Annotated in this window: 10 protein-coding genes; 3 read left to right on the forward strand and 7 right to left on the reverse strand. The window is 39.5% G+C overall.

Annotation, left to right across the window (positions count from 1 at the left end):
* Positions 1-38: 38 nt before the first annotated feature.
* Both B2906_RS15580 and B2906_RS15585 read left to right on the forward strand, forming a co-directional pair.
* Complete coding sequence (locus tag B2906_RS15580) at positions 39-221, forward strand: CPXCG motif-containing cysteine-rich protein (RefSeq protein ID WP_091651010.1); 183 nt, start codon at positions 39-41, stop codon at positions 219-221.
* On the forward strand, positions 221-763 hold the full coding sequence (locus B2906_RS15585; RefSeq protein ID WP_286941509.1) for a pyridoxamine 5'-phosphate oxidase family protein: 543 nt from the start codon (positions 221-223) through the stop codon (positions 761-763). The genes B2906_RS15580 and B2906_RS15585 overlap by 1 nt, the downstream gene beginning before the upstream one ends.
* A gap of 20 nt (positions 764-783) precedes the next feature.
* Here the strand turns inward: B2906_RS15585 and B2906_RS15590 are convergent, their stop codons facing one another.
* From B2906_RS15590 to B2906_RS15615, 6 genes are all read right to left on the reverse strand, one after another.
* A complete protein-coding gene (locus B2906_RS15590; RefSeq protein ID WP_286941512.1) occupies positions 784-2,961 on the reverse strand; it encodes a DUF5916 domain-containing protein in 2,178 nt (725 codons plus the stop codon).
* A gap of 21 nt (positions 2,962-2,982) precedes the next feature.
* Positions 2,983-5,370 carry an outer membrane beta-barrel family protein gene (locus B2906_RS15595; protein WP_286941515.1) on the reverse strand — a complete coding sequence of 796 codons (2,388 nt, stop codon included), beginning with the start codon at positions 5,368-5,370 and terminating at the stop codon, positions 2,983-2,985.
* A gap of 150 nt (positions 5,371-5,520) precedes the next feature.
* Positions 5,521-7,701, reverse strand: a complete 2,181-nt coding sequence (locus tag B2906_RS15600) for a cation:proton antiporter (RefSeq protein ID WP_286941519.1) — start codon at positions 7,699-7,701, stop codon at positions 5,521-5,523.
* A gap of 14 nt (positions 7,702-7,715) precedes the next feature.
* On the reverse strand, positions 7,716-8,672 hold the full coding sequence (locus B2906_RS15605) for a calcium/sodium antiporter (protein ID WP_286941522.1): 957 nt from the start codon (positions 8,670-8,672) through the stop codon (positions 7,716-7,718).
* A 160-nt stretch (positions 8,673-8,832) separates the two neighbouring features.
* Entirely contained in the window at positions 8,833-9,624 is a 792-nt protein-coding gene (locus B2906_RS15610) for a hypothetical protein (RefSeq protein WP_286941524.1), read from the reverse strand.
* Positions 9,621-11,003, reverse strand: coding sequence for a mercuric reductase (locus tag B2906_RS15615; protein WP_286941526.1), 1,383 nt, complete (start codon positions 11,001-11,003; stop codon positions 9,621-9,623). The genes B2906_RS15610 and B2906_RS15615 overlap by 4 nt, the downstream gene beginning before the upstream one ends.
* Before the next feature lie 203 nt (positions 11,004-11,206).
* On the opposite strand from B2906_RS15615, the gene B2906_RS15620 reads away from it, so the two are divergent.
* Positions 11,207-11,491, forward strand: a complete 285-nt coding sequence (locus tag B2906_RS15620; protein ID WP_091650991.1) for a hypothetical protein — start codon at positions 11,207-11,209, stop codon at positions 11,489-11,491.
* 19 nt (positions 11,492-11,510) lie between these two features.
* Here the strand turns inward: B2906_RS15620 and B2906_RS15625 are convergent, their stop codons facing one another.
* Complete coding sequence (locus B2906_RS15625; protein ID WP_286941533.1) at positions 11,511-12,176, reverse strand: DUF3575 domain-containing protein; 666 nt, start codon at positions 12,174-12,176, stop codon at positions 11,511-11,513.
* Between the last annotated feature and the right edge of the window lie 212 nt (positions 12,177-12,388).

Genomic DNA, 12,388 nt, shown 5'->3' on the forward strand with positions numbered 1-12,388 from the left:
CTCTAATTCCTTTTGGAAGTTAATTAAAGAAAAGCACTATGATCGAGCACTTTTTCCAATGCCCTTATTGCTTCGAAGAAATTTCTATGCTCCTTGACCCTTCCGTCTCCAGGCAGGAATATATTGAAGATTGTGAGGTATGCTGCAATCCGATTCAGATCAATTTAGAATTGGAAGAAAATGAGCTTGTTTATTTTGAAGCCAACTCAATCGAACAATAATGTTATTTCAGGATAAAGACACCAAAGATGAAATCTGGCAAGCTGTCAAACATGAATTGCATCGTGGTGCGCTAGATGCCAAGCACCCATTCCATTGGGTGAATTTGGGGACGGTTTCCGGTGAATTTCCTTCTGTTCGGACTGTAGTTTTAAGAAAGTTAACTCAAGAGCTTCACTTTTTTGTTTATACAGATTATAGATCTGAAAAATGCTCAGATTTGAAGCAAAACTCCCATGCGACGCTTCATTTATATCATCCCAAAAAGCAGGTACAAATCAGAGTGAAAGTACAGACCATCCTTCATTTTCAAGATGAAATGTCGAATAAACTATGGCAAACTATTCCAAGTCACCGAAGGTCTGAATATACTGGGAGTCAGGCTCCTGGAACTAAGATTTCGAGCCCAGATGATGGCTGGAAGGAAGGTGACTCCAATATTCACTTTTTTACGGTTTTAGAGTTTGTTCCTCAAGAATTAGAGGTTTTACAACTATCCAAAAATGGACATTTAAGAATCGTTTTTAATGAAGAAAATGAATGAGAAGGTAACTGGTTGACTCCCTAAACATTCCACCAATAAGTGAATTTCAAAACAATTGATCGGTTTTTGGTATAGAAAGGGGCAGGTAAATAATTGTCGGTATAGACTATAAACAAGTCTGAGGCCGGCTTAAATCTCCATTGAAACCTGGTGTTTAGGTTGATGTTTTCAATCTGTTCATTGTACTGAACGAATGCCGTGAAAAAAACTGTATTGGTCATAGTAATATCCAGCCTAGGACCTACTAGCCAGAAATTGGTTGTATTCCAAGGCTCTGGAAGAACAATCCTGTTGTAATTGGAGCTCATTGCGATGCTGACAAAGGGCTGGAATCGATATCCCAATTCGCTGCTAATATTAAATCGATCACCATCGGCATAATAACCTCCCATTCTGGTGGAAAAGCTGTAAGTAAAAAGGCTTTGGGGTTTGGAGTTATACTCAGCTCCCAAGCTATTCCATTTGTGTATAGATCCAGCTGGAAGAGTTTCTCCGGAGAAATTGGTCGGATCAAAGGGACGTTGTAGTCTCACGAAATCATGGCCCATCCAGACCGTAAGGTTACTTTGGCTTCTCCATCTCACGCTGTATGCGGCATTAATGATTTTATCTGTTTGTTGGCCGGTAGTATTGAAGAAGAATGTGGTCCCGACATCAGGACCATGAGAAAGGATTTTTTCACTCTTGGGAAACCAACGATAAGCCACTGTCGGGCTAATCTTGTAAAATCCATTCCTCGGCACGAAACCAACTTCTGCAGTATAATTTTCAGAAACATATTCATGTTGCCAGTTCCAACTGAGATTACCTGAAGCATACTTGAGATTTGCCGCATGAACAAATCCTTCTTGTGTTCCATCTGGCCCGAAGCTTTTCAGAACCATGGCTTTTCCAGTCCAGAGATTGTTTGAGGAGGCCAAGTTGTATTCCAATCCTGCATTTCGGTTGAACTGGCTATATAAAGGGTGCTCCGATTTGGGATCCGGATCGTAATTCAGAGATTGCTTGTTAATCAAAATACCAGTGATATTGGATCGTGCGCCTACCTGTCTTTGCAAGGCTAAAACTGTGAAGTTTTGAGAAGGAAGGCCATCTGATTCCACTTCCCCTGTTTGCATATTCATAGCTCCGATTCTCCAGTCTTTATTAATTTTCCCACTGAGTCGGGCTCCAAACTGAATTGGGGCATTTAAGCCTATCCTTCTTGAGAAAAATGGCCTAATTGTACTGTAACCGAAATTTGCGAACAGGTCTCCATTTTCAAGAAAAAACTGTCTTCTTTCAGGAAAAAACAATTCAAATCTATCTAGATTGGTTACCTGCCTATCCACTTCTACCTGAGAAAAATCCGGGTTGACAGTAAGGTCTAAATTTAATGAAGAGGTCAAAGCAATTTTGGCATCTATCCCTACTTCTCTTCTGTAAATATTGCTGCTTTTCGATTCAAAATCTCTGGAAACTCCTCCCAAGGCATAAGGAATGATGGATACATTAGCTCCTGCTGATGGTGGAGGGTTATCCCAGACTAATATTCCAGTGTAAGCTAAAGATGCGGAAGGGAATTGCCTGGGGACAGGTGCCCAGCCTGATTTTTCTGTAGCCTTCAAATCAAGCCTGGAAAAATTGATTCCCCACTCCTTAATTCCTTTCTTGTAACGAATGGATTTAAAAGGGATCGCTGCCTCAAATATCCATTTGTCTTCATAATTTTTGACTTTGGAAGTCCATTTATTGTCCCAACTTAAATCCACACTCCCACCATTAAACATAATCCCGTCCCATTGTGCTCCTGCGGCATTTGCTCCAAACGTAAATCCATTGGTCTGATCATCAAATGGGTCCATGAAGAGTAAAAAGTTGTCATTTTTTCCAAATGAAAAATCTCTACGAAGCGATTCTACCATGTATGGCCCCTCCATCAAATGATGATTGACTACAATGATGTATAAATTTTGCTCATCGTAAGTCATTCGCACATCCGTTTGAACTTGCGCATAGCTAGTATCCATCGGAGTAATCATGAAAAAGTTGGTAGCTACTTCTGCCAATTCCCAGGCTTTTTCATCCAAAACCCCGTCGATGGTAATAGGAGAAACAGCCTTTTGGATAGGAAGGCGATAAGCAGCATTAATTTTTTGACCAAAACAGACTGAGTTGGCAAAGGCTATTAGAAGGACGGAAATTATAAGTTGACGCATTATGATTGTTCCAATTCAGGCTTATGGCTTTAAGCGATAGCTAAATGTTAGATTTAATTGTCTTCGGATAAATTGAGAATCCCCCTCTGTGTAGAAATTGAAGCCTTCAGTAATGTAGCGGTTCCTTCTAGAGTTGAAAATATCATTGGCAGTAAATATCAACCTTCCCCTGTCTGCTAAGATTTGTTTGCTGGCAGAAAAATCCATGAAAAAGATTCCTTTTCTCACCCCTTGGGCAGTTTTTTGGCGAGCATCATAATTTGATCTGACTTGAAGATCCCAGCCATTTTTGAGAGTAAATCTGGAGGTTTGCCTGGCTAAAAAAGAGGAGGTTTTAGCTTGAAATTCGGTCTGAATATTACTTCCGTCTATGGATGCATGGAAAAAGTTTAGATTTAGATCCAATTTCCACCAGGATTTGATTTTATAGTCAGCACTCAATTCCAGACCAAATGCTTGCTCTCCAGTAAGGTTGAAAGGTAAGGTGACTGAAAACCCTTGTTCATCCACAGTCCTGATTCTTTCTATTTTATCCTTGGTGTCTCTGAAGTATGCAGTTGTAAAGAGTGTTCCTTTTTCAAAGTACTTGATATGGCCTAGCTCCAAGGCATCGGTGAATTCAGGGTCTAAATCCGGATTGCCACTAAAAAAGTTTCTTTGATCAGAAAAAGTGACATATGGGCTCAAATCATTGTAGACAGGGCGTCTAACCCTTCTTGAATAGCTCATTTGAATAGCATTTTCCTTAGAAATATTATAGGTTAGATGGGCACTAGGGAATAAGTTTGCATAGTTTCTTGGGTTTCTTTCATTGGTTTCTGAAAGAATGGTCTCTACATCGGTATACTCCGCCCTGATTCCTGCCTGATAGCTCCAATCGCCACTTTTGTTTCCTAAAATCGTGTAAGCTGCAAGGATATTTTCATTGTAGATAAAAATATTATCCAAACCAGGAATTGGATTTAATTGACCGCTTTCGTTCTCTTCGGAGACAACAAAATCATTTTTCATTTCCCGAAAGCTAGTTCTGAATCCGGTTTCAAACTTCCCTTCCGCTGAAATGGGCTTTACATAATCCAACTGAAGGAGGTATTGATTTTCATACTCATCGTTCAAGGAGGTTTGAACTAGGGAGTTTAATGGCTGATTATTACTGTTAAATCTATTTTCGGTAAATAACTGATCGGAATTTTCCCAATAATTCAAGTAGGTGAAATTTGCATTTAATTCATGTCCTTTCTTCTCGAAATTCCGCTTGTAGTTTAAAGAGATTTCTGAATTGGGTTCCTGCTCTGTTTCATCTTGCCTTCTCAAGCTATAGCCTAAAAAATTATTCAGACTGTTTAGATAATCCTCATACCGTATATCTGTAATTCTTCTCGCATCACTCCTTCTCCAGAGATAAGAAAGAGTCAAAATGCTTTTTTCATTGAAGAAATAATCCAAACCACCCCGGATTGAATTATTGAAGCCTTTGACCTTACCGGAATTATTTTGGATTAAAATCTGAGTTTGTCCATTTTCATATACTTCTTGATAGAGTTCACTCACATAAGGCTGATGCCTTCTTGCAAAGCTGTAATTGATAAACCAATTGATCCTCTTTTTGCGATAATTTAGGTTTGCAGAAAATCCTAAATTCAAAGGAGTTCCTCCAATTACCTCAAAAGATCCATTGATTCCTTGCTGATTGTCTTTTTTCAGAATGATATTGATGACGCCAGCCATTCCTTCGGCTTCATATCTCGCTGACGGGTTGGTGATCACTTCCACCCTTTCTACCATGTTAGCCTGTAATTGTCTGAGTCCTGCGGCTCCCTTAAAACTGACTAATCCAGATGGTTTGCCGTCAATTAAAATCCTGACATTCGCAGATCCTCTTAGACGGACATTTCCCTCGGGATCGACTGCAACTGAAGGTAGGTTCATTAGGATATCTGAAGCTGTTCCTCCTGCATTCGCCAAATCCTTCCCGACATTGAATATCCTCTTGTCCAGAGATAGTTCCATGAGTGTTTTTTCGCCCTGGACTAAAACTTCTTCCAAATCGGACGCAGAAGGAGATAGCAAAATTTCTCCTAGATCCAGTGTATTGTTGTTTTTTTCTAATGAAAACAAGCTGGTTTTTTTCGCTTCAAAGCCCATAAACTCTACAAGAGCATAGAATTTTCCATTTGGTAGTTCAATGGAAAATTTGCCATTATCACTTGTAATTCCTCCCCCAATTAAACTATCCTTCTCCGAGTAAATAGCAATGGTAGCAAATGGCAAGGCTTTTCTTGTACTTTGATCGATGACATTCCCTTTGATTTTTCCAGTATTTTCCTGCGCAAAAAGTGGAAAGGAAAGCAAAAGGATTATCAGGAAAAACGAAAAGTTCTTCCCAAAAAAGGGTGAAAACGAGAACATAGGTATAGGCTGAGTTTATTGTTTCAAGTTAAAACAATAGCCCCATTTGAAAAATGAAATTTATTTCTGTGGTGAAAAAGTGGCATCTATAAACCAAAAACAAATAATAATTCTATGGTTTTCAAATTCTTGGTCTTTCCGAATTTGGAATTAGTTAGCCTTGGGGATATTCCCTTTTTGATTTTTCCCCTTTTTAAAAATCTTATTTACAGCCTGAGAAATTAATTCCATCTGATCCAAAGGACCAGGAAGCGTGCTGTGAAGAAAATCCATAGCAGGAAAAGAACCTGAGAATGGTTGATTAGGATATACCAGCAAAAAACTTTTTTCTTTCAGCCAGCGGTTGACTAAATCCGGCAAGTCCTCCATTTTGGGATGGTAAGAATGGTTACCCTTTCGGCTTAAAATCAAGATTACAAAATCATCTTTTCTCAGTTGGATATGGAGATTTTCTGGTTCCTCCCAACCGGCAAATTCTCTAAACTCTATTCGGATAGGATTATTAGCCAGAATTTCCTCTATGTATTCTCTGGATGGCTCTGAAACATAGAAAATCATTCTAGCATGAGAATTTTTTGCCAGGTTCCATATTTTAATCAGCCAAAAAGGAAAACCTAGCTCCTGCTCTGCCTTCGGTGGAATGACCACTAAAATCCTTCTTTGGCTGGAAAAAGGGCTGAAAGGTCGATAGATGTAGGTAGTCGTGTTTACTTTATTCAATAGCCCTTGGGTAAGATTACCAAGAAAAGACTCGTCAAATGGTTGCTGTACGTGAAGTCCTAAGATTAAATCAGTCGCTTTATTTTCATAAACCACACTGGAAATCCCTTTGGAAACATCCGTGTCGTATCGGAGCAATTCATACAAGTTATGATCCGTAGCGGCGGCCCTTTCACTGGCCTTATTAAGCGTTTTCTGGGCTTTTACCTCGGCATTGCTGTCTTGCTGTTCCGGATTGATAATGCTGAGAGCATAAATCCCGCTTTTAGAGTCTGGAGATTTGAGATTGATCGCTAAGTTGATCAATTCCTCTGCAGTCTCCTCATTTCTGACAGGAACCAAAAATCTCTCAGGTAAATCTGCCACATTTTGGTCAGACAAATCACTTTCACTGATGACGATTCCCTTAGCTCCTCTTTGAGCTTCTATGGACGCAAGTGTACAGGTAATTAATATCATTACGATAGTGCCATTTAAGACACTTTCAGGAAGAAGTCGAATGGCGTTTCCGGCATCGTCAATTCCAATAATTAAATTATAGCCGATCAATACTGCAGCTAAAGTGGCAGCAGCTTGGGCATTGCTCAATCCGAAAATTATTCTTCTTTCGTTTGCACTGTAATTGAAGATTTTTTGTGTACCTAAGGCGGCCAGATATTTGGCTAAGGTGGCTGTAACGGTCATGACAACGGCTACCTTGATAGTTTCCTCATCCTGAAAAAACACCCTGAAATCCACCAACATTCCTACTCCAATCAAAAAGAAGGGGATGAATATGGCATTGCCTACAAACTCCACCCGATTCATTAATGGCGAGGTTCTTGGAATTAAAGGGTTGAGAGCTAACCCAACCATGAATGCGCCAATGATTCCCTCCAGGCCAGCCATTTCAGCCATTAATGCTCCTGCGAAGACCAAGCCTAAAATGAACACATATTGAAGGATGGCATCCTCATTAAATTTCAAGAACCATTTGGCAAATCGGGGCATTACCCAGAGAACGATTGCAGAAAAAATCAGTAATGAAACCATTAGCTTGATCCAAAAAATGCTATCTACCTGCCCTTTACTCATGCCAACAATTACAGCCAAAATCAATAAGGCTAAAGTGTCTGTAATCAATGTTCCCCCAACAGCTACCGTAACAGCACGATTTTTTGTGATCCCCAGCTTTGAAATAATCGGATAAGCTATGAGGGTATGTGAAGCAAACATACTTGCCAACAACACGGAAGAAATCATGGATAAATCCAAGAGATATAGTCCTACCCAAGTACCTAGTCCCATGGGTATTAAAAAAGTCAGCATTCCAAAGACCAAACTCTTTTTGCTATGAGACTTAAAGTCTTGAAAGTCTATTTCCAAGCCTGCCAAAAACATAATATAAAGCAAGCCAGCTGTGCCGGAGAGAATTATTCCGCTGTCTCGCTCCATCAATCCAAATCCTTTGGGACCAACTATAGCTCCGGCGACAATTAAGCCCAGAAGTGGAGGGATTTTGAGTCGAGTAAGAAGAAGGGGCGCTAAAAGAATGATGACCAGAATGATCAGAAATTTCATCCCCGGATGGGTAATCGGAAGGCTTAAATTCAAATCAGCGAGTAACATCATGCTCATGAGTATTATTAAATTTCTCCGCTAATCAGGAATCCGGTGTATACCAAATATGCCAAGAGTAGCAATAATGCCTCCCATTGATCCAACTTTTTCCTTTTGCCGGTAAACATGGCAAGAAATAGAAAGATGGTTCCACCGCTCAATAAAAGTATATCCATATTGAATGATGGGTTATACTCCAATGGGCGAATGAGGGAGCTTACGCCTAATATGAGTAAAAGGTTGAAAATATTAGACCCTACTATATTGCCAATGGCTATATCTGCATTTTTCTTCATTGCAGCTACAACAGAAGTTGCCAGTTCGGGTAGGGAAGTACCTGCTGCCACGATGGTTAAACCAATGATTTTTTCGCTTACTCCCAATGTCTGGGCCATGCTGACTGCATTATCCACCACCAACTTTCCTCCTCCAACTAGCCCCGCTAAACCTATAATGATTAGACTCCAAATTTTCAGATTTGAGTAAGGAGGGATTTCGCCTGACGTTGCTTCCGGGTCTTGTTTCAACTGGGTAGCCACATAATAAAGAAATGCCAAGAAAAAGGCCAGTAGAATCAAGCCTTGGGTTCTCCCTAATTCAAAGCCCGAATCATAAAAGAATGAACCTACGAGAACAGGTATCAATATGGCCGCAAAAAGAGAAAAGGGAATTTCTTTCCAAACTGTACTGGATTGAACAGCAAGGGGAGTGATTAGCCCTGCTATTCCCAGAATCATGAAAAGGTTAAAATTATTCGAGCCGATCACGTTGCCAAAAACTATTTCTGGATAGTTTTCTGTGGCGGCAATGGCATTTACAATCAATTCGGGAGCAGATGTACCAAAGGCAACGATGGTTAAACCAATGGCTAAATCAGAGACGTTTTTTTTCTTGGCAAGTACGGATGCTCCATCCACCAACCAATCGGCACCCTTTACCAGTAAGACTAAACCTATCACCAAAAGAATCAGAGAAATTACCATAGTAAACTGAATAAAGGGTTAAAGATTCTTTTGAATATTTCCGCAAAAATAGAATTAAAAAATCCGATGATTTCAGTCTTTTCGATTATTTATTTTTTGAAAAAAAGAGAGAAAAAACGCTAATGTTGTTTTTCGCTGTTATCTATTGATTTTAAGTGTTTTAAAGCTTGTTTTTCGGGTAAAAAGGATTGCTTTTTCTGTTTTTAAAACCGTGTGCTCCTGCATACAAGATGATAGTAACTGCTCCTGCGGCAGAAATCCACTGAATTTCCTGAATTACTTCCCAATGCCTTACCGCTATAGCTATCAAAGCCCATGCCCCAACCAAGGCAAATTCCCTCATATTTCTGGTATAAATGATCCAAAGATTTAAAGCCGTTGCGACTAGTATCATTATTAGGGTCCAAGTGAGTTCATTCGAACCTCCTGTCCAACCTACTTTAGCTAAATAAGCCGAAAAATCAGCGATCGTAGCCACCGCAATCCATCCAGAGTAAAGACAAATAGGCCACCAGATCCATGCAATGATGTTTCTTGGAGCGTTCCAGCGCTCCATATTCAGTCTTAAAATAACCAAGATTAAGGAGGCTAAAATGCCTGTCATTATCAGTACACTAATGCCTGTTTGTTCAGTCAACCAGAACCAAAGCCAAGCTCCATTGAGGAGGTTAGCTAGGATTAAGAAGGGGGCCATTTTGTGAATGAAATCAACTTGATTTTGTGAAAAGGCTGATTTTACCAAATAGATCGCCTGTGCTGTCAAACTCAGAAAAATCAAACCCCAAATAGAAAAAGCATAAGAGGCCGGAGTAAATAGATTTTCATATTCCCTACTGAGTGATCCTACCGTATTCCCATTTATTCCAAGCGTATTGACTTTATAATTCCAATAGATCAATGCTATCAAGATGAACAGGTTGAAGATTGCGAGAATTTTATTTGAAATTTTCATACATCAAGCGGTTGAAGAGATTGTAAAAGTGTGGGAATCAATTCGGCTACAGTGGGATGAGTTTGAACAGAGTTCATTAGAATTTCATAATTGATTTTGCCATACATAGCTGTCAGAAATATTCCTATCAGTTCGTCTGCACCTGTTCCGCAAACCATCGCTCCAGCTATGAGGCCAGTACTCTTTTCTACTAAAACTTTCATTTTGCCCTGAGTTTCTCCTTTTTCCTTAGCCCGATTGATATCTTTCATCAGCATTTCAGCGTGCAGGTACTTTTTTGAAGATCTCAAAGCCTCTGATTTATTCATTCCAGCCCGGGCAAAAGGAGGGTCAACATACAAGGCATAGTTGAGGATGCGATCACTGACTTTTTTCTTTTTATTTCCTGAAATATGGTCTTTTATAATCTCAAAGTCATGGTAGGCTGTATGCGTAAATTCTCCTTTTCCATTGCAATCTCCTAAGGCGTAGATCCCCTCCTTATTGGTTTTTAGAAAATCATCTACCGAAATAAAGCCCTGTTCATCTTGATGAACTCCGGCAAGCTCAAGTCCCAAGGATTCTGTATTGGGTTTTCTTCCAGTAGCAAGTAAAAGGTGAGATCCGCGTATCCTTCTCTCTTTGCCACCACAATCCATTTGAACCTCCACTTGGGAATCTCCCCAATTTTTTCCTGAGAGGCAATTGGCGTTTAATTCAAACTGAATCCCTTCAGATTCTAAAATTTGCTCAATCATTTCCGAGTGATCATGATCTTCTCGATGGATGATACGTGGTCCCTTTTCACATACGGTTACCTTGCTACCAAATCTTCTAAAAATCTGAGCAAACTCCAACCCAATGTAGCTTCCTCCAATGATGATGAGATGCTGAGGGACTTCCTTTAAATCAAGAATACTTTCATTAGTAAAAAATCGAACTTCCTCAAATCCAGGAATAATTCTGGGTCTGGCTCCCACATTGATGTAGATCTTTTCGGCTTTTAGCCTATGATTCCCAACAGCTACTTCTTTGGGTCCTGTGAACTTTCCGACACCCTTGAAAAGAGTGATATTGTCATTGCTTTCAATTCCGTCTTGAATCCCATTTCTTGAGGAGGAGATGATTTTTTCTTTTCTTTTCCAAATTTTCTCCAAAGAAACAGTAGGGCTTTTTTCAGTTGAAATCCCCAATTCCGACGCCTGATTGACTTCCCAAGCCCTCCTTGCAGAGGCGACATAAGTTTTGGTAGGGGTGCAACCAGTATTCACACAAGTTCCGCCGAGTTTTCCTTTTTCTATCAAAGCTACGTTTTGGCCTTTCGCAGCTAAAAAGAAAGCCAAAGGATTTCCTGCTTGTCCGGAACCGATGATAATTGAGTCAAAAGTTTGAATTTCCATCCTTAGAAAAATTGGTTTGTACCTTCAATTTCGCCTAAATGACTCAGGAATAAAAAAAATGCTAATTGATTTGGAACCTTTTCTTTTTCCAAGTAAGTCAGAAAATTATTTTTGATGTGAATATTTTTCTGAGACAATTTTTGTCAACTCATTGAAAATCAGAAAAAAGGAATGTAAATTCATAGCCCTTTAATTTTCAGGCTATGGAAAATCTCATCTACCAAGCTTTTGTCAAAAAAGCATTTGAAAATTTAGACTTCGTAGAACAGGAAGTCATGCAGTCTTTGAAAGAAATTGCCTTATCCGGCGAGTTTAAAGACATCAAGGATTTGGTAGAGATGGAAGGTCTGGAGTTTATGCTGAGCGATTTTGATCAGGCGAGTGACCCGAATATTCATATCCTGAGCTACTTACTGAAAAGTATTTTAATCGCCAAAGAAGACTTGGAGGCTTGGAATGGGAAGGAATATTTGAAAGAAAGCACTTAATTTTTTTTGACAGCAGGAATCATCTGGAATTCCCTGTTAAAATCCCCACTTTAACACCTATAGTCAAATGAGGAACGGAATCCCATCCTTTGAATCGATATCGCCCTGAAAAATCAAAGAAATTCTCGTTCAACCGCTCACTCTGATTTTCAGATAACTCCACCTGACTGATCTGTCTATAACGTCCACGAAATCCAAGTCCTCCAAAAGAGTCAATTAGGATATTTTTGGATGTATAGACTTGTCGGCCAAACTTGATTCCACTACCGATAACTTGAAATCGAATCCTTGCCTCATCATAGTAAAAGGTTCGTCCAGTTTGGCTGTAGTAATCATCGGTTCGAATGAAGTCTTTATTGACAAAGAATAATTCAATCGCCCAATAATTCTTTTTGGTGTAAAATTTCAGCTCGTTCTTAGTTCGCCAAAGTTTAAAATCTTCATTTTTTCCTCGGTCAGTCTTAATTCCAAAAATCCCTCCATTCACACCTATCTCAGACTGAATACTGATTTTGTTGCTGAAAAAGTATTCAATGCCACCTTGAAGAACAATCGTTTCAGGTTCCAAGAAAGCTAAAGGTGAAGTTTTTATTAAAAGTTGCCTTTCTAAGCCTAAATCCTGCTGGGCATAAGAATTATTCACTATACCTAGGATCAATAAAATTTGAACAAAAAGTCGAGTCATGAACTAAATATAACTAAGCCTTTCAAAAAAAAACACCGATCTGTCTAGGTCGGTGTTTTTTTTTAGACTTCATACTTAAGCTTTCTGACTTGCTAAAAAGCTCTTTCCTTCAAATGCTCCTCCAAGTCCAGCAAATTCACACCGCTTTTCCACCAGTCAGGAGCTGCTTCACCTTTCAAGTGATGGTCGAAAAACTCCATCATCCGAACGCT

It is taken from the genome of Algoriphagus sp. UBA3586 (assembly GCF_002376385.1).
Taxonomy (GTDB): domain Bacteria; phylum Bacteroidota; class Bacteroidia; order Cytophagales; family Cyclobacteriaceae; genus Algoriphagus; species Algoriphagus ornithinivorans.

What these genes read in the sequence shown, in the direction of transcription:
- B2906_RS15620 (WP_091650991.1), top strand. Translation starts at nt 11,207, where the DNA reads ATGGAAAATCTCATCTACCAAGCTTTTGTCAAAAAAGCATTTGAAAAT.
- B2906_RS15610 (WP_286941524.1), bottom strand. Translation starts at nt 9,624, where the DNA reads ATGAAAATTTCAAATAAAATTCTCGCAATCTTCAACCTGTTCATCTTG.
- B2906_RS15625 (WP_286941533.1), bottom strand. Translation starts at nt 12,176, where the DNA reads ATGACTCGACTTTTTGTTCAAATTTTATTGATCCTAGGTATAGTGAAT.
- B2906_RS15605 (WP_286941522.1), bottom strand. Translation starts at nt 8,672, where the DNA reads ATGGTAATTTCTCTGATTCTTTTGGTGATAGGTTTAGTCTTACTGGTA.
- B2906_RS15595 (WP_286941515.1), bottom strand. Translation starts at nt 5,370, where the DNA reads ATGTTCTCGTTTTCACCCTTTTTTGGGAAGAACTTTTCGTTTTTCCTG.
- B2906_RS15585 (WP_286941509.1), top strand. Translation starts at nt 221, where the DNA reads ATGTTATTTCAGGATAAAGACACCAAAGATGAAATCTGGCAAGCTGTC.
- B2906_RS15580 (WP_091651010.1), top strand. Translation starts at nt 39, where the DNA reads ATGATCGAGCACTTTTTCCAATGCCCTTATTGCTTCGAAGAAATTTCT.
- B2906_RS15615 (WP_286941526.1), bottom strand. Translation starts at nt 11,003, where the DNA reads ATGGAAATTCAAACTTTTGACTCAATTATCATCGGTTCCGGACAAGCA.
- B2906_RS15590 (WP_286941512.1), bottom strand. Translation starts at nt 2,961, where the DNA reads ATGCGTCAACTTATAATTTCCGTCCTTCTAATAGCCTTTGCCAACTCA.
- B2906_RS15600 (WP_286941519.1), bottom strand. Translation starts at nt 7,701, where the DNA reads ATGATGTTACTCGCTGATTTGAATTTAAGCCTTCCGATTACCCATCCG.